Genomic DNA, 18728 nt, shown 5'->3' on the forward strand with positions numbered 1-18728 from the left:
AAAATAAGCGAAATAGTGAAAAAAACAGTAAAACCAGCCGGAATAGTGCAGTAACAAAGCGTAGACACGTTAATACTTTACCGAAAGTCACCCACTCTAATGATGAGTTAGATTGTAATAGCGATATAATCGTTACTCATACCAGTATTGAGTTTATTAAGCACATCGTTCATTTTCAATCGACATTGGTTTATATCATATTAACCTGCTTGGCATTTCAGCGGTGTTAGTCGTATTTTGCTGTCACACTGCAAACAAAAGCATTAAATAACGCTAATCATTTGATAAAAAATACAACTAGCGTTATAAAAGTATATATAGATGTTTAAAAAAGTACTAAAAATTCAAATGATTGTAGAGGAAGTAAGGCAATGGGACTGCCAAGATGGAATTTCAGTGATAATACCGAACGTAAGATACGCATTGTTACCTTAGCAATTGTTATGGTAATTCTAGTTTATGAAAAGTTTTATGGCGTAAGTACCACACAATATCCAGCTATGTATTTGTGTGTATTTTCACTTATCGCCACTTTTATGACCAATGCAGTACAACGTCGATATTTCACTTATGTGATGGAATACGCGCAAGCATTTAGAATTGTGGCGATATTAATGACTTGTGCCTTTTTTGCAATTTGGTTATTAACCACCTATGAACGTTTGGTTGAGCCAGTAACGCCCAGTCATCTTATTTATAATTTATAGCGCTCTGTTATAGCGTCTCTCAGCACAAACAATAAAGGGCGCTTATTTGCGCCCTTTATTGTTATAAGTACAACAAAATGCATTATTGCCTACAGGTGTAATCACCCCAAGCTAGCCACTTGTATGTGGTCAGTGCATCTAACGCCATTGGACCACGGGCATGTAATTTCTGGGTGCTCACGGCCACTTCAGCGCCAAGACCAAATTGTGAACCATCGGTGAAACGAGTACTGGCATTCACATACACTGCGGCGGAATCTACTTGATTCATGAAGTCATTCGCTGTGTGAATATTATCCGTTAAAATGGCTTCAGAATGTCCTGTAGAATAATGACGGATATGCTCCACGGCTTCGTCAATATCGTTAACCACTTTGATCCCTAACGTGAGCGATAACCACTCTGTTGAAAACGATTCATCATGTGCAGGTGTAACATCAAAACCTAACCCATCAAGATAAGGTAAAGTCATTGCACAAGCATGGAAATGAACCCCAAGTGAGTGTAAATGTGAGGCAATATTAGGAATAAATTCGGCAGCAACCTGTTGATGTATTAATAATGTATCTAAGGCATTACACACAGTCGGGCGTTGAACTTTAGCGTTGGCAATCACATCGATTGCACGCACTAAATCGGCTTGTTTATCGACAAATAAATGACAGATGCCAATGCCGCCTAAAATGACAGGAATACTCGATTGCTCAGCACACAATCGCTGCAGGTTTTGTCCACCACGAGGGATAATCATATCAACATATTTGTCGAGTCTTAGTAAGCCACTGACAAGACTCCGCTCTGGTGAATCAATGAGCTGCACGGCATCTTTAGGTAAATCTAAACTCACCAATGCATCACGGATAACTTCACTTAGCACTTTATTTGAGGTTAGGGTTTCTTTACCGCCACGCAAAATTACTGCATTACCGGTCTTTAACGCCAACACGGCAATATCAACGGTGACATTTGGCCGAGCCTCATAAATAACCCCCACCACACCTAATGGGACACTGCGACGAGTTAAGCGTAAGCCGTTATCCAATACCCGACTGTCAGCTTCTTTGCCGACAGGGTCGGCTAGTGCGATGACATTATCAATGTCAGCTATAATTCCGCCTAGCCGCCCTTCGTCCAGCATCAACCTATCTATCATGGCTTCGGTTAAACCACTTTGCTTCGCTGCAATGATATCTTGTGCATTCGCTTGTAAAATATCATTTTTCCGCTGCGCTAAGTGGTCTGCAATCGTAGCTAACAATACGTTTTTTTGTTTCGCTGTTAAACTCGCTAAAATAAAACTTGCAGCCTTAGCACGTTGCCCTAATTGAGTTAAATATTCTGTTTCTGTGGCTGACATATGTTTATCCTTAATTATCAAGTACGACCATATCATTGCGATGAACCACGGCATCGCCGTAGTTATAGCCCAGTAGACTTTCTATATCATCAGAATGTTTACCGCTAATTTTGGTTAAATCATTGGCGCAATATCGGCTAATGCCTTTAGCCAAAATCTTACCGGTTTGATTCACAATCAGTAAGGTCGCCCCGCGCTCAAAATTGCCTTCAACATCGACAATGCCTTTAGATAATAAACTACGACCATTAGCAACAACGGCAACCGATGCTCCAGCATCTACAACTAATTTACCTTGTGAAGCAGGACCAGCCAATATCCATTGTTTGCGACTTTCTAATGGATTTTCGATTGCACTAAAATGAGTACCGACAGACTCCCTCGCCGCCACTTTGGCAATAACATCAGGATGATGACCGGAAGCGATGACAACTTCTATGCCCGCTCGTCGAGCCACATCCGCCGCTTCAAGTTTAGTCGCCATTCCGCCCGTTCCAAGTCCTGACACTGAACCGCCAGCCAATAAACGTAAACTGTCGTCAATATTGACAACTTGTTTAATTAACTGTGCGTCGGGATGGGTGCGTGGGTCGGCATCAAATAAGCCTTTTTGGTCGGTCAGTAAGATAAGTAAATCAGCATCGCAAAGTAAGGCTGCACGGGCTGATAAATTATCATTATCACCCACTTTAATCTCATTGGTTGCAACTGCATCATTTTCATTAATTATCGGGATAATATTATGAGCTAATAATGCATTTAAGGTGTCGCGCGCATTAAGGTAACGTTCACGATCTTGTAAATCAGCACGAGTTAACAATAACTGGCCAACATGCAACCCGTAAATACCGAACAATTGTGACCAAGCCAAAATTAACTGACTTTGACCCACAGCTGCAAGTAACTGTTTATTGGCCATAGTGTCTGGCAACACCGGATATTGTAAATGCTCTCGCCCAGCAGCTATAGCGCCTGATGTACACAATACGACTTCAACGCCTGAACGCATAAGCGAGGCCATTTGCCTGGCTAATTCAACCATATGTGCTTTATCAAGCTTTTTACTGCCCGATGTCAGCACGCTGGTGCCTAACTTAACTACTACGCGGCGATAACCCATTTGTATTACTCAGCTTACAAAAAATATTCAGTTCATTTTTATACCCAATTCACTCGATAATTCATAGTGAAAGCCGCTAATACTGGAATATTTGTCTAGATTAACCATTTTCAGGTTAATAAATAGTTATCAAACAGTCCTTAATTCTGCTAACTCAGTTGCATTGAGCTGCAATAGGGTAGTTATTGGCGCCTTATTAGAAAAACAAAAAAAGGGCTAATAGCCCTTTTTTATATTGGCTTTAGCCAATTTATTAACTCACTGTACTCATGGACAGCTAATTAACCGTAAATAAACTTGGCAATAAACAATGCGGCCACCACTAAAATACCTGGATTTAAATCTTTAAAACGCCCTGTCATCAATTTGATCGCAGCATAAGAAATAAACCCAAGCCCAATAGCATTGGCAATAGAAAAGGTTAACGGCATTAATAAGCAAGTCACGACAACAGGAGCGGCTTCAGTTAAGTCTTCCCAATCAACATTGACTAGGCCAGACATCATTAAAATAGCAACATAAAACAAGGTTCCAGTTGTGGCATACGCTGGCACCATACCCGCTAATGGCGACACAAATAACGCCGCTAAAAACAGTAATCCAACTACAACGGCAGTTAAACCTGTGCGACCACCTGCACTCACCCCTGCGATACTTTCAATATAGCTAGTGGTAGTTGATGTACCCAATGCAGCACCAGTGATCGTGGCGACGCTGTCTGCGGTTAAGGCACGTTTTACTCGAGGTAAACGGCCTTTTTCATCAAGCAGTCCGCCACGTTGAGCAACAGCGACTAAGGTACCTGATGTATCAAATAAATCGACAAACAAGAAGGCAAAAACCACCGATAACATGCTTACTTCTAATACACTAGACAAGTCCATCTTCATAAATGTTGGTGCAATAGACGGTGGCATTGAAATTAAGCCTTGGTATTGCACATCGCCAAATATCATTCCCAGAACAGTCACAATTAGGATACTGAAAATAACAGCACCCTTTAAGCCACGTTGAACCATAGCAATAATTAAGAAGAAACCTAACGCAGCCATCAATGCAGGAAATGAGGTGATATCGCCCATAGTCACTAATGTTGCAGGGCTAGCCACTACAATACCGGCATTTTTTAAGCCAATTAAGGCTAAAAATAATCCAATACCAGCTGCGATACCAAAACGTAACGACATTGGAATACTGTTGACTATCCACTCTCGGATCCTAACTAAGGATAAAATTAAGAAACACACTCCTGACATAAAGACCGCGCCAAGTGCTGTTTCCCAGCTATAACCCATTTCACCAACAACGGTGTAAGTAAAAAAAGCATTCAGTCCCATACCCGGAGCCAATGCAATCGGGTAATTAGCTAATAACCCCATAACTAAGCAACCGATGGCAGCAGCTAAACATGTGGCAACAAATACTGCACCATGATCCATCCCTGCATCAGCAAGCATCATAGGGTTAACAAAAATGATGTAGGCCATCGTTAAAAAAGTAGTCAGACCGGCCACAGCCTCTTGCTTAAGACTGGTGTTGTTCTGTTTAAGTTTAAATAGTTTTTCTAACATGGAACGGGGTTCCTTGGGCAAAGGTTAACATTGGATTAATGGTTAAATTGCTACAGATGAGGATGCGGTAAGCCTTGTGCTACTGACCATACTCGCTGAGTCGACATCATTACAGAGGGCTTACTTTATTGCGGGGAATTATAAATACTTACGACCTTTATAGCTATCAATAGCCTTTTTGTTGAAAGATTTCAGTTTTTTATATAGCGCACTAATCAATTAGCGACTAACCAATTAGCTACTAACCAATTAGCTTGAATCTAACTAAAAGCTAGCTGAATTTAAGACAAAAAAAAGCCTACTCAATAGAGTAGGCAGACATGTTACAAGCATCCCATATGGGGAAAGGAAAGCTAGCACCACTTAACGTGATGTGGCGATAAATTAATTAATTTACCACCCTGTCTAAAACCGTCAAACGAGACGAACAAAAGGTTGATGGATATTAACACTACGTAAAGAGGGTCAATTCTTAACGTTTCATGGCGAATATACCGCCACGTAAAACTGTTACGTCGGCAAACCAAGTGTTCTGCCAATAAAATTTGCTGTTACCTGTATAAGACATAGTCATGCTCCTGATTAAAGTAAAGTTGTATAAACCTAGTAAAGCTTGGCTCGGTTCCCTGGAACGTACATTTCTCAAATCCATTGAGACAACTTGTCACTCAGATCCTTGGAGGTTATATCCATCCTGGATTAACTAGAGTCGACAAACACATTGCTTGTCGACGAAGTGAATTATACAAAACTGTAATTTAATTACAAGTATTATTTGCTTTAATTCACAAAAACATCATTAAAAGTGATTTAATTACAATCACTTCGTATTAAAACTATGTATAACTATTGTTATCAACATGTAAACTGCAAATAAAATCAATATAAAACAGATAATTAGATATTATATGACTACAACTTTGAAAACTGTAATAAAGCAACCAAAGGGCTTGCAGTTGGCTTTCCATACAGAGGATCGCCCTCCACCGCACTACCTGCAATATCAATATGGGTAAATGCCAGCTCTGTTTGAGCTAATCCAGAGGCTTTTATCAAGAAAGCGGCAGGATATTGATGCCCACGAGCCGTAATTGAAGACGGACCATTATTCGATGACACCACATCTGCAGCGCCATTTTTATCGGCAACTTTATCAAAGTCTTCTGGACGTAATCGTGAAACCTCAAATGGTTCACCGCATAACTGACCCACTTCAGCGAGTGTTGCTGCAACCCCTTGCTTTTTAGCCGCGCTATTTTCAACTAATGCAGGGTAACCACCGTAGGCTCGCACAACATGACCAGTTAACGTCGCCACCGAAAATAATTGTGGATTCACTGCGGTTTGAGCCTGTATTCGCAAATGCGATAATAAGTCAGCCAATACTAAGCGACCTTCTGCATCAGTATTACCAATACGGACTCGCACACCTGCGTGGCTAGTAATGATCTCATCGGTGACAAATGCATCACTGCCAATACTGTTTCTTACTAATCCGAGTTCAGCAATGACTTTAATACCTTTAGGTTTCAGTATTGATAGTGCTTTCATTAAACCGGCAACTGCTGCCGCGCCACCTTTATCACGGCTCATACCAGCCATAGAACCTGCAACTTTAATATCAGCGCCGCCTGTGTCGTAAACAACACCTTTGCCAGCAAAGAATAAGGTTTTTGTAATAGGGCCTTCACCAACATATTCAAGCTTTACCACTCGAGGATGATGACGTGCAACATCAAAAGAGCTTCTGCCCACCGCACTGAGTAATGGGTATTGCGCTTTTAACTGCTCGACTTGATCAACCACAGATACAGCCAAACCGCTATCAGCAAAAGCATCAACACAATATTGTGCAAACCCAATAGCCGACATACGCTCAGGTTCTGTACCACAAAGATCGCGCGCCAATACTCGTCCAGATTCTGCCGCATTAATTAACCTACTGTGCGCGGCGGTATTCAATAATCCAATAGCCTCTAAACTCGGTTGCAAAGACTTTGCTTCTCGCGCCTCTAACGGTTGCCAAAGCTCTTGTCCACACGCCAGTGCGGCAACTTGTTCTGCATTGGCAAAGCGATTGTCAGTTACCCTTGGAACAACAAGTAAAGGTTTAGTGGCACCTGCGGCTTTAGCAATGGCAATACCTTCTCGAGCGGCTTTGGCAAAAATCCTGACATCGCTATACTCATTGTCGCTATCTGTCACTGGGGAGATAATCAAACGACCACCGGCTAACCCTGGCGCAAAAAGGAGCGTGGCACTTTTACCGACACGGAAATCTATTTGACTAGCGTGTGCAGCAAGCAAACTCACTTCATCTTGTTTGATCTCAGCTAAACTCGTCGCTATCACAACAACAGCGTCCCAACCTTCGCCTTCAAAAATAGCCTCATCACTTGTGACATCAATAATTGGCACTTGGAACGCGGTAACCGCTTTATTCACTTGGGTCATACAAGATCCTTACTCTTTAGGAATATAGATAAATTAGTGGGTTCATAATTATTTACAGATTTGTGGACTAAACCTTGGCAAATCGCTATCGCAATATCAAGTAACTGCGCAGAATATGTTAAAATAGTGGCAGTAATATTTTGTGTCGTATATCGACTTGATTTCATCTTAGAGGGCGTTTCGTGACTGCATTAACTCAATTATATCCTCAGCCTCTATGGCAATGGTTTGAACAAATTTGTGCTATTCCACATCCATCAAAACATGAACATGCGTTATCACAACATATTCAACAATGGGCAAAAGCTCAAGGCCTTGCGGTTGTTGAAGACAAAGTGGGTAATTTAATCATCCGTAAGCCTGCTACTGCAGGAATGGAAAACTGCAAAATAGTAGTGTTACAAGCGCACATTGATATGGTGCCGCAAAAAAATGCCGACAAAGTACATAACTTTGAAACCGATCCGATAGAAGCCTATGTAGACGGTGATTGGGTTAAAGCCAAAGGCACAACCTTAGGTTCAGATAACGGTATTGGTATGTCTTCGGCGCTGGCCGTTTTAGGCAGTAAAGACATTAAGCACGGGCCACTCGAAGTGCTGCTCACCATTGATGAAGAAGCCGGCATGACTGGCGCCTTTGGTTTAGAAGCCGGTTACCTTGATGCTGAAATTTTAATTAATACTGATTCAGAGCAAGAAGGTGAAATCTACATGGGTTGCGCCGGCGGTGTTGATGCACAGATAAGTATACCAATGTCTTGGCAAGCACCAGAACAAAGCAACGCCAGCTTTTCACTGACTATGTCGGGTTTAAAAGGCGGCCATTCTGGTGTCAATATTCATCTTGGTCGTGGTAACGCTAACAAGTTATTAGCGCGATTTTTGTTTAAATACAGTGACGAATTAGCCCTAGAGCTGGTCAGCTTTAGTGGTGGTTCGCTGCGTAATGCTATTCCACGTGAAGCTAACGTTCAATTGATGTTGCCAGCTGAAAATGTTGAAGCATTAAAACAAGCTATTGAGTCATTCCAAGCGTTAGTGCGTGAAGAGTTAGCCGTAGCTGACCCATCGATGTTACTCACATTAGCCGCTATTGATGCACCAACAAAAGTCATGGGCGAAGAAGCGCAAAATACCTTAATCGACTTATTACATGCTTGCCCTAACGGCGTAATGCGCATGAGTGATGAAGTGGAGGGTGTGACTGAAACATCACTAAATATAGGCGTGATCAGTACTGAAGATGAAAGCGTAGAAATATTATGCCTTATTCGTTCATTAATCGATTCGGGGCGTGAAGAAGTCACCGGTATGCTAACCGCACTATCAAATCTATCGGGTGCTAGCATTGATTTAAGCGGTGCTTATCCAGGTTGGAAACCAGACACTAGCTCATCTGTTATGGCAATTGTGCGTGACACCTATAACGATATTTATAAAAAAGATCCTACTGTGATGGTTATTCATGCGGGTCTTGAATGTGGTTTATTTAAAGAACCTTATCCACATATGGACATGGTATCGATTGGTCCGACGATTCGCTATCCGCACAGCCCAGATGAAATGGTTAACATCACCACGGTTGGTCAATATTGGGAATTACTGCTTGCTGTATTAGAGCGTATTCCTGCTAAAGAGGCGTAATCAATCAAGTGATTATGGCCAAGGTTATAATTGGCGGATAAGCTATAAATCAAAGGCGACAGCAATGTCGCCTTTTTGCTCTCTATGGTTTCCGTTATAAAATGGGCGCCTAAAATTGTAAATCGAGTTGAGTAATTTGATCGGCACTATTCTCGGAAGAAACCAACGTCACATCCGCTAGGCCAACGCTCACACCGAGTAACCGAATCCCTCGCCCTTGGCTTCGTTGTAATGCTTGCAGTAATAATTCATGAAACAGGTTAATTGAAATCTCATCACTGCGATGCTCGATGGTGGTCTGCTTAAAATCATTAAATTTCAGTTTTACAACCTGCTTATGGATCTGTCTATCTTTCGCACTCCGATGAACCCGAGCACTCAGCTCTTGAATAAGCTGTGGTAATACTTGATGACATTGCTCTAACGTAAAAATGTCTTTGGCTAACGTGGTTTCAACCCCTACGGACTTACGCACTCGGTGCGGGCTAATTTGCCTTGAATCGATACCTTGTGCACGCTCAGCCAACACATGGCCAAACTTACCAAAGGCCTCAATTAATTGCACTTTAGGGTATTGTTGCACGTCATAACAAGTGGTTAAGCCAATATCGGCTAACTTTTTTGAAGTGACTTTACCGACGCCAGGAATTTTACTCAGAGGTAGGTCTTTTACAAAATCAGCAATTTGATTTGGGGTGATAACATATTGTCCATTAGGCTTATTTAAATCGGATGCAATTTTGGCTAAAAACTTAATGGGTGCAATACCTGCTGAAGCCGTTAATCCAGTGACCTCATAAATGTCATCACGTATCGCTTTGGCAATTAATGTCGCACTGCCTTGATGAGCATCGCAATCTGTGACATCAAGATAAGCTTCGTCTAAAGACAATGGTTCGACAAGATCAGTGTATCGATGAAAAATCTCACGTATTTGGAGTGACACAGATTTATACACCTCCATGCGTCCAGGCACTAAAATTAACTGCGGACATAACTGCAACGCATGATAACTGGACATAGCACTTCGCACCCCAAATTTGCGGGCTTCATAACTGCAAGTACTTATCACACCACGGCGATCACTTCTGCCGCCAACAGCAATGGGCTTTCCTCTTAACTCAGGAAAATCACGCATTTCTACCGCAGCAAAATAACAATCCATATCGATGTGAATGATTTTACGCATTCTATAACCATCATCATTATCTCAATTAAAACCATGATACTGTACATATAAACAGTATTCAATCATTCTCTTAAGGATACAAAAAAGCCCAAACGCAGTTGGGCTTTATTAACATGTAACATAGCAATTAAGACATTACATTTTGGTCTGTAAATAGTTTTGTAAACCAATACGTTCGATTAGACCGAGTTGCTTTTCTAACCAGTACATGTGGTCAGATTCAGTGTCATCTAATAACACTTCTAAAATTTCACGGCTTTGGTAATCAGCTTTTTCTTCACATAGCGCGATAACTTTACGCAAATGATCAGCTACATGATATTCGTATGCAAGATCATTTCTCAGCATTTCTTGCACATCTTTACCAATATTCAGCGCTTCACGGCTGCCAACATCTGGAGTGCCTTCTAAAAACAAAATGCGTTGAACTAATTTAGCTGCATGCAACTTCTCGTCGTCTGACTCATGCAGAATACGGGTATACAGTTCATTGAACCCCCAGTCTTCATACATGTGAGCATGGACAAAATATTGATCCATGGCAGACAATTCGCCGGTTAATAAACTATTTAAAGCGTCGATGACTTCTGGATGGCCTTTCATGATAATTTCCTATTAGTCGTTAATTTGTGATTGAAGATAATTTTGAATACCGGTTTGATTGATTAGCTCTTGCTGCGACTCAATCCAATCTAGATGTTCTTCTTCGTCTTCGAGTAAATCTTCAAATAAATCGCGGCTAACATAATCTTGCTGAGTTTCGCATACCTTAATGGCTTCACGCAAAATGGCAATTTGTTCCGTAATTGCAGTTAGATCACAGCTAAGCATTTCTTCAGCATGTTCACCAATGCGCAATTTATCTAACTGTTGTAGGTTAGGTAAACCTTCAAGAAACAATACACGTTCAATCAGCTTGTCAGCATGCTTCATGTCTTCAATCGATTTTTTATACTCTTTCTCATTAAGCTTTTCCAATCCCCAATGCTTAAACATGCGAGCATGTAAAAAGTATTGGTTAATGGCGGTCAGCTCACAGGTAAGTACACGATTGAGTTGGCTGATGACTTTAGGATGACCTTTCATAGTAATGTCCCTCGATAAATAATGTGATCTCGATCAATTACAAACAGGATAAAACACTATAGGGGTAATTGCAAATTTTCCTTTATTTTCACACACTTACAATTGATAACCATTATCATTATAACTAAGCTTTGTAACTCGTTAGCAATACATAAACATAAAAAAAGCCTTCAAAATGAAGGCTCTTTACAAAGCATGAGTTTATTAACTTAAGCTTTAGGCAATTAACGGTGTTAAATAATTCGATTTTGATTTAGCAACTCATTGCGAGCTTGCTCTTTTTCCATACGGCGTTTACGTTTGTCACATGGATCATCACAGTCACACGCTTTTTCAATTCCTAAAACACCTAAACCACCACAACTACCTTCTACCGCTTTCTTCTTTACGATATAGCCGATAGACATTAACAAAAAGAACAATAATAACACTACAAATGCTGCTATAAATGTACTCATTACAAACTCCAATTACTCATTCAGATAAGGGTATAATACTTTTTTAATCAATCAGTTTAAAATAAAGAACCTACTTAACATACGATTTAAACGCATCGCTGTAATAGACCTGATAACCCTGTTCTTGCTTCTCAATCAACATTATTGCTAAATTTTTCTCTTTAGCAAGTGCCAATGAAGCCTCAGTACCTAACACCATCATAGCGGTGGCATATCCATCTGCGGTCATACAACTTGAGTGTAACACGGTTGCAGAGGCAAGTTGATGCTTAATAGGATAACCGTTACGAGGATCGATTAAATGTGAAAAACGTTCGCCATTCTCTTGATAAAAGTTACGGTAATCACCCGATGTTGCTAATGACATGGTGCCAGGTTCAATCACTTGCTGAACGGCTTGCCCTTCACTCGTAGGTTGCTCAACAGCCACTCGCCATGGGGTTTTATCGGCTTTAGTACCTTTAACATTAAGCTCACCACCTATTTCGACTAAATAACCAGACACATGATATTTGTCTAATAGCGCGGCAATTTTATCGACACCAAAACCTTTTGCTATTGAAGATAAATCAACATACAGGTCTGCATTATGCTTAGTTAATGTTAAGCCTTTTATCGACAGTTCCTTGATGCCCATTTTAGCTTTAGCATTATCGATTTGAGCTTGCGTCGGGATGGTTGTAGGTCGTTTATCGGGACCAAAGCCCCACAAATTAACCACTGGCCCTAAGGTGATATCTAACGCCCCATCAGTCTCTTGATAAAGACGCATACCTTCTTCGATAACCTTAATGGTATCAGCGGATACTTTAACGCTTTGTTGAACTTGTAATTGATTGAACTTAGACAGTTCTGAGTCCGAACGATAAGTCGACATTTGATCATTTACCACTTCCAATGCCATATCAATTTCAGCTTGCAGTAACTGCGGTTCTGGCAAGCGGTCATTGTTGACTACTTTAATGTGATAAGTGGTCCCCATCGTACTACCAGATAATGAAATAATGGGCTCTGGTGAACTGCAAGCACTCACCAATAGCAATAACGCCGGCAATAGCAATAACTTGATTGAATTTACAGTCATGTCAAATTTACACTTGTAATAAATAAACAAAAAAATTGCAGCGTGCAAGACCAGTGTTTAACCACCCTGTCTGCACTGCTGCAATCTCATGACTTACATGTCGATGTTATGGATTAACTCATTAACCACCGAAATCATCTAGTAAGATGTTTTCGTCTTCGACACCTAAATCTTTTAGCATACCAATAACTGCTGCGTTCATCATTGGAGGTCCACACATGTAGAACTCACAATCTTCTGGCGCATCATGGTCACGTAAGTAGTTTTCATACAATACGTTATGAATGAAACCGGTATAACCAGTCCAGTTATCTTCAGCTTGCGGATCTGATAACGCCACGTGCCATTTGAAGTTTTCATTTTCAGCCGCTAAGCCGTCAAAATCTTCAACATAGAACATTTCACGTTGCGAACGCGCACCGTACCAGAAGCTCATTTTACGCTTAGATTTAAGACGCTTTAATTGGTCAAAAATGTGTGAGCGCATTGGGGCCATACCAGCACCACCACCAATGAATACCATTTCTGCTTCGGTGTCTTTAGCAAAAAACTCACCAAATGGACCAGAAATTGTCACTTTATCACCGGCTTTTAAGCTCCAAATGTACGAAGACATTTTACCGCAAGGCAAGGTTAAATTACGTGGCGGTGGCGTAGCAATACGCACATTCAACATAATAATACCGAACTCTTCTGGGTAGTTAGCCATTGAGTAGGCACGAATGGTTTCTTCGTCTACTTTTGACTCTAACTTGAAGAAACCAAAGTGTTCCCAGTCGCCACGATATTTATCAGGCACTTCAAACTCAGCATATTTAACATGATGAGCAGGAGCTTCAATCTGAATATAACCACCGGCACGGAAAGGCACAGATTCGCCGTCAGGAATTTGCAGCTTAAGTTCTTTAATGAACGTCGCTTTGTTATCGTTAGATAGAACCGCACATTCCCATTTCTTGATGCCGAAAATTTCTTCATCAAGTTCGATTTCCATGTCAGTTTTTACATTTACCTGACAAGATAAACGACAACCCTGACGTGCTTCGCCTTTACTAATGTGATCAAGCTCAGTAGGTAGAATATCACCACCACCAGACTTAATGTGTACACGACACTGGCCACATGAGCCACCACCGCCACACGCACTCGATACAAAGATACCGTTGTCAGCTAAAACACTAAGTAGTTTGCCACCAGCACCTGTTTTAATTGCTTTATCTGCGTCGCCGTTAATACCAATCATGATATCACCGCTTGCCACTAGTTTTGATTTAGCAAATAAAATCACTAACACCAAAACCAAGACAATCACAGTAAACATACTCACACCTAGATAGACATCTAGCGGAGTAGATTCAAGAATACCCATTCACTTATCCTTAAAGGTTCAAATTAATGCGTCTTCTCAAGGTCTCTTAAAGAGAAACACCTGAGAATGACATGAAACCTAGAGCCATAAGACCTGCAGAAACAAAGGTAATACCTAAGCCACGTAAGCCATTTGGCACGTCAGAATACTTCATCTTTTCGCGGATACCGGCTAACAATACAATTGCTAACGCCCAACCAATACCAGAGCCAATACCAAATACTACGCTCTCGCCAAGGTTATAATCACGCTCAACCATGAAAGATACTGCACCAAAAATCGCACAGTTCACAGTAATCAAAGGTAAGAAAATACCCAACGCGTTGTACAAAGGTGGAAAGTACTTGTCTAAAGCCATTTCCAAAATTTGTACAAGTGCTGCAATCACACCGATAAAGGTGATGAACTTCAAGAAGCTCAAATCAGCATCAGGAAAACCAGCCCAAGCTAATGCGCCTGGAGCTAATAAACCTTGATAAATAATTTGGTTAGCAGGAACCGAAATAGCCAGTACCACGATAACTGCAACACCTAGGCCCATTGCAGTAGTGATTTTCTTTGATACAGCTAAGAAAGTACACATACCCAAGAAGAACGCTAGCGCCATGTTTTCAATGAAAACGGAGCGAATTAATAAACTAATATAATGTTCCATTGCGTTTACCCTTTTGCTTCAACTTGCTCTGGCTTATACGTACGGATCAACCAGATCAGACCACCGATCAAGAAGAATGCACTCGGTGGCAGTAGTAATAAACCGTTAGGCTGATACCAACCGCCGTCAGAGATTTTGCTGAGGATTTCTACGCCAAATAATGAACCATTACCAAATAGTTCACGCACAACGCCAACAGACAATAGAATTGCACCGTAACCTAAACCGTTACCGATACCATCCATAAAGCTCATCATTGGAGGGGTTTTCATTGCGTAAGCTTCAGCACGACCCATTACAATACAGTTAGTAATAATCAACCCTACGAATACCGATAACTGTTTAGAAATGGCATAAGCATAAGCTTGTAATACTTGGTCAACTACAATCACTAATGAAGCGATAATGGTCATCTGTACAATAATACGCACACTGCTTGGAATGTGGTTACGAATAAGTGAGATAAACAGGTTAGAAAACGCTGTTACCGCAGTTAATGCAATCGTCATTACTAATGCTGTTTCTAATTTACTAGTGACAGCAAGAGCACTACACACACCCAAAATTTGCAATGCAATTGGGTTATTATTGATAATCGGTCCGGTCAGAACCTGTTTAAGTTCTTTAACGTCAGCCATTAGCTTAACCCTCCGTTGCGTGCTTTAGCGATAAAGTTTGCGAAGCCTTCTTTACCTAACCAAAACGTCAATGAGTGTTGTACACCGTTACTGGTAAGTGTTGCACCTGAAAGAGCATCGACACCATGAACAGAACTAGCCACTGTAGGGTTTTTAGTTACACTAATGGCCAAGTTACCTTGCTCATCAAATAACTTTTTACCTTTCCACAATGCTTTCCATTTTGGATTTTCAACTTCGCCACCCAAACCAGGTGTTTCACCTTGGTCATAGTAAACAAGTCCTTGAACTGTGTTTAAGTCAGCCTCAAGTGCCAAAAGTGCATACATCGTTGACCACAAACCATAGCCGTGAATAGGAAGAATGACGCTAGTCAGTTTACCTTCATCATTATGAACAAGGTATACAACGGCGGTATCTGCAACACGTTTGATCGAAGCAATATCGTTTTCTGGCACTGACGAAGTGTCAGTATCACGAGACGCTTTGCGTTGATCGTAAAGGTTAGCATTACCCTCAACAAACTCACCGGTTTTAAGGTCAACTAAGCGAGCATCAACATATTGCTCATACTTGCTTAGAATTTCTTTCTTTGTGACTTTGCCTTCTTTGGTGTTTATCAGGCTCGCCGCTTCAAGAATATACTTTTGCTTATCGAGTAACTTATTTTCTTGCTGAATAGGCTTTAACACCACGGCAGCAGTCGAAACCAGTACTGAACAAACAAGACATAAGCCGACAACAACAAATAGCGTTCTACCGAACGAATCTTTATTACTAGCCACGAGCAATCCTCCGCTTGATATTTGACTGTACGACAAAGTGGTCAAATAATGGAGCAAATAGGTTAGCAAACAAAATAGCTAACATAATACCTTCTGGGAATGCAGGGTTAACCACACGGATAAACACCACCATTGCACCAATGAGGAAACCGTATGCCCACTTTGCAGTATTGGTAAACGACGCAGAAACCGGGTCTGTCGCCATAAACATCATACCGAATGCAAATCCACCTAACACTAAGTGCCAATACCAAGGCATTGCAAACATCGGGTTGGTGTCGCTACCTATCATATTAAGCAACGTCGCAATAGCGACCATACCTAAGAAAACACCACTAACGATTCGCCAAGAGGCAATACGGGCGTAAATGATAACTAGACCACCTAGCAAGATAGCAAAGGTAGACACTTCACCAACAGAACCTGGAATGAAGCCCATAAATGAGTCAATCCAGTTAGCCGTTGAGGCGTAGTCAAATGTACCTTGCGCTGCTTGGCTTAAGGCCGTTGCCCCAGAATAACCGTCAGCAACAACCCACGTGGTATCGCCAGACATGCTTAATGGGTAAGCAAAGTACAAGAAAGCTCGACCAGCTAATGCAGGGTTTAAGAAGTTACGCCCTGTGCCACCGAAGATTTCTTTTGCTACAACCACACCAAAGGTAATACCTAAAGCGACCATCCATAAAGGAATTGTTGGCGGTAGAGTTAATGCAAATAGCACTGAAGTAACGAAGAAACCTTCGTTAATTTCATGGCCACGCACTGACGCAAAGAGTACTTCCCAAAAACCACCAACAATGAAAGTCACTGCATAGATAGGTAAGAAGAAACACGCACCATAGAACATCAGAGACGTAATGCCCGAGTCTGCAGAGAGTTGAGCGCCAAATAATTCAAATAAGCCTACTTGCCAAACATCTGGTGTACCGAAACCGGCCACCATCGCTACTTGAGCCTGTAAACCTACGTTGTACATACCAAAAAACATTGCTGGGAATGTACATGCCCAAACCGTAATCATAATACGTTTTAGGTCGACATTATCGCGAACGTGGGTTGCCCCTTTGTTCACTTTACCTGGAGTATAAAATACTGTGGCTGCCGCTTCGTAAAGGGCATACCACTTTTCGTACTTGCCGCCTTTTTCAAATTGCGGCTCAATACGTTCGATAAAATCTTTCAAACTCATTAGCCTTCCCTCTCGATCGTATCTAAACAATCACGTAAATATGAACCATAGTCATACTTACCTGGACATACGAACGTACACAATGCCAAATCTTCTTCATCTAACTCTAATGCGCCTAAACGGACTGCGCCATCAAAGTCGCCAGAGAGTAAATCACGAAGTAGCATAGTAGGTAGAATGTCTAGAGGCATCACGCGTTCATAGTTACCAATAGGTACCATTGCACGGTCTGAACCGCCAGTACTAGTGGTCATATTAAATAGACGCGATGGGCTTAAATGGCCTAGGAATGCACGTGTAATAGAGAATTTGTCAGCACCAGGCATAGCCCAACCAAATAATTCTTTTTCATCACCTTCTTCCAGTACACTCACCTGCTGATGATAACGCCCCAAATAAGCTTGAGGTCCTACCGCAGTACGGCCGCTTAACACTGAACCCGAAATCACACGAACACCATCACCAACTGTTTCATCAGCAGTCAGTTCAGTCATGCTAGCACCTAAAACGGTACGAACTAGACGAGGGTTTTTCGCTTTAGGACCACCAATAGCAACCACACGTTCAGTGTTTAACACACCTTGAGTGAACAGTTGACCAAAAGCAATCACATCCTGATAGCCAATATGCCAAACAGTACGTGTTGCAGAAGCTGGTAGAACGTTGTGAATATGCGTACCTGCAAGACCTGCTGGGTGTTTACCCGCAAACTCTTGAACTTGGGCATTAGCTGCAGGGATATCGGCACCTTGAGCTTTACATAGGTAAACTTTACCTTCAGTTAATCGTGCTAGGACCTTTAGGCCATTTGCAAAATCTTCTTTATGTTGAGCTATGACTACCACAGGATCGGCAGCAAGAGGTTGAGTATCAATTGCAGTCACAAAAATACCCGCAGCAGTAGCATCTACAGCTGGCACTTTACTGAAAGGGCGTGTACGCAAAGCAGTCCATAAACCTGAATCAATCAGATTATCACGAACAACTTGTGCGTCTAACGTGTCTAACTTATCAGCATCGTATTGAGCAAAAGCAACGCTATCGTCACCTTCCACAGCAATAACAACTGACTGAAGTACACGTCTTGCACCTCGGTTGATTTCTAAAATAGTACCACTGGCTAAAGCCGTATATTTAACGCCTAAATTCTTTTTATCTTCAAAAAGAACTTGGCCTTTTTGTACTTTGTCGCCCACTTTGATTTTCATCGTTGGACGTAAGCCAATATACTCTTCACCCAAAGTCGCTACGTGTCTAATGGCTGGGCCATTATGGATAACTTGCTCTGGTCCGCCTGCTATAGGCAGTTCCAATCCTTTCTTAATTGTAATCATATCCACAAGCACTACGTTTGAAGGAAAGACAATGCGCCACGTTCCGCTACAAAAACAAAGTGTTAACAAACACTTGCCATTTG

17 protein-coding genes are annotated in these 18728 nt (G+C 41.5%); 2 read left to right on the plus strand and 15 right to left on the minus strand.

From position 1 onward, the window contains the following. The first annotated feature begins 371 nt into the window (after positions 1–371). Entirely contained in the window at positions 372–707 is a 336-nt protein-coding gene (locus AAEY94_RS05345; RefSeq protein WP_101085776.1) for a hypothetical protein, read from the plus strand. An 82-nt stretch (positions 708–789) separates the two neighbouring features. Here the strand turns inward: AAEY94_RS05345 and AAEY94_RS05350 are convergent, their stop codons facing one another. The 4 genes from AAEY94_RS05350 to AAEY94_RS05365 all read right to left on the minus strand — a co-directional run bounded on the left by AAEY94_RS05350 (position 790) and on the right by AAEY94_RS05365 (position 7209). Then, positions 790–2064, minus strand: coding sequence for a glutamate-5-semialdehyde dehydrogenase (locus AAEY94_RS05350; RefSeq protein ID WP_101085779.1), 1275 nt, complete (start codon positions 2062–2064; stop codon positions 790–792). Between the two features lie 10 nt (positions 2065–2074). Next, positions 2075–3184, minus strand: coding sequence for a glutamate 5-kinase (gene proB / locus AAEY94_RS05355; protein WP_101085781.1), 1110 nt, complete (start codon positions 3182–3184; stop codon positions 2075–2077). Between the two features lie 281 nt (positions 3185–3465). Further along, positions 3466–4755 carry an NCS2 family permease gene (locus AAEY94_RS05360; RefSeq protein ID WP_101085784.1) on the minus strand — a complete coding sequence of 430 codons (1290 nt, stop codon included), beginning with the start codon at positions 4753–4755 and terminating at the stop codon, positions 3466–3468. A gap of 912 nt (positions 4756–5667) precedes the next feature. Continuing rightward, positions 5668–7209, minus strand: a complete 1542-nt coding sequence (locus tag AAEY94_RS05365; RefSeq protein WP_101085786.1) for a M17 family metallopeptidase — start codon at positions 7207–7209, stop codon at positions 5668–5670. A 182-nt stretch (positions 7210–7391) separates the two neighbouring features. Between AAEY94_RS05365 and AAEY94_RS05370 the strand changes: the two genes are divergently transcribed. Beyond that, on the plus strand, positions 7392–8855 hold the full coding sequence (locus AAEY94_RS05370; protein WP_101085788.1) for an aminoacyl-histidine dipeptidase: 1464 nt from the start codon (positions 7392–7394) through the stop codon (positions 8853–8855). Between the two features lie 109 nt (positions 8856–8964). On the opposite strand, the gene dinB is transcribed toward AAEY94_RS05370, so the two are convergent. From dinB to AAEY94_RS05425, 11 genes are all read right to left on the minus strand, one after another. Further along, positions 8965–10044, minus strand: coding sequence for a DNA polymerase IV (gene dinB, locus AAEY94_RS05375; RefSeq protein ID WP_101085789.1), 1080 nt, complete (start codon positions 10042–10044; stop codon positions 8965–8967). 135 nt (positions 10045–10179) lie between these two features. Continuing rightward, complete coding sequence (gene bfr, locus AAEY94_RS05380) at positions 10180–10647, minus strand: bacterioferritin (protein ID WP_059746496.1); 468 nt, start codon at positions 10645–10647, stop codon at positions 10180–10182. Positions 10648–10659: 12 nt separating this feature from the next. Next, the gene (bfr, locus tag AAEY94_RS05385) at positions 10660–11130 is read right to left on the minus strand and encodes a bacterioferritin (protein WP_101085791.1); all 471 of its coding nucleotides are present in this window, start codon (positions 11128–11130) and stop codon (positions 10660–10662) included. A gap of 233 nt (positions 11131–11363) precedes the next feature. Continuing rightward, entirely contained in the window at positions 11364–11588 is a 225-nt protein-coding gene (gene nqrM, locus AAEY94_RS05390; protein WP_011636430.1) for a (Na+)-NQR maturation NqrM, read from the minus strand. A gap of 70 nt (positions 11589–11658) precedes the next feature. Further along, positions 11659–12672 carry an FAD:protein FMN transferase gene (locus tag AAEY94_RS05395; protein ID WP_101085793.1) on the minus strand — a complete coding sequence of 338 codons (1014 nt, stop codon included), beginning with the start codon at positions 12670–12672 and terminating at the stop codon, positions 11659–11661. A 121-nt stretch (positions 12673–12793) separates the two neighbouring features. Further along, positions 12794–14041 carry an NADH:ubiquinone reductase (Na(+)-transporting) subunit F gene (gene nqrF, locus AAEY94_RS05400; RefSeq protein WP_101085795.1) on the minus strand — a complete coding sequence of 416 codons (1248 nt, stop codon included), beginning with the start codon at positions 14039–14041 and terminating at the stop codon, positions 12794–12796. 46 nt (positions 14042–14087) lie between these two features. Then, positions 14088–14696 carry an NADH:ubiquinone reductase (Na(+)-transporting) subunit E gene (nqrE, locus tag AAEY94_RS05405; RefSeq protein WP_101085796.1) on the minus strand — a complete coding sequence of 203 codons (609 nt, stop codon included), beginning with the start codon at positions 14694–14696 and terminating at the stop codon, positions 14088–14090. A 5-nt stretch (positions 14697–14701) separates the two neighbouring features. Next, positions 14702–15334 (minus strand): NADH:ubiquinone reductase (Na(+)-transporting) subunit D, encoded by a 633-nt coding sequence (locus AAEY94_RS05410; RefSeq protein WP_101085797.1) that lies wholly within the window; start codon positions 15332–15334, stop codon positions 14702–14704. Then, positions 15334–16119 carry a Na(+)-translocating NADH-quinone reductase subunit C gene (locus tag AAEY94_RS05415; RefSeq protein ID WP_101085798.1) on the minus strand — a complete coding sequence of 262 codons (786 nt, stop codon included), beginning with the start codon at positions 16117–16119 and terminating at the stop codon, positions 15334–15336. The genes AAEY94_RS05410 and AAEY94_RS05415 overlap by 1 nt, the downstream gene beginning before the upstream one ends. After that, on the minus strand, positions 16112–17311 hold the full coding sequence (locus tag AAEY94_RS05420; protein WP_101085799.1) for an NADH:ubiquinone reductase (Na(+)-transporting) subunit B: 1200 nt from the start codon (positions 17309–17311) through the stop codon (positions 16112–16114). The genes AAEY94_RS05415 and AAEY94_RS05420 overlap by 8 nt, the downstream gene beginning before the upstream one ends. Next, a complete protein-coding gene (locus tag AAEY94_RS05425; RefSeq protein ID WP_101086299.1) occupies positions 17311–18645 on the minus strand; it encodes a Na(+)-translocating NADH-quinone reductase subunit A in 1335 nt (444 codons plus the stop codon). The genes AAEY94_RS05420 and AAEY94_RS05425 overlap by 1 nt, the downstream gene beginning before the upstream one ends. Positions 18646–18728: the final 83 nt, after the last annotated feature.

This window comes from Shewanella sp. AC34-MNA-CIBAN-0136, from assembly GCF_040309945.1.
Lineage (GTDB): Bacteria > Pseudomonadota > Gammaproteobacteria > Enterobacterales > Shewanellaceae > Shewanella.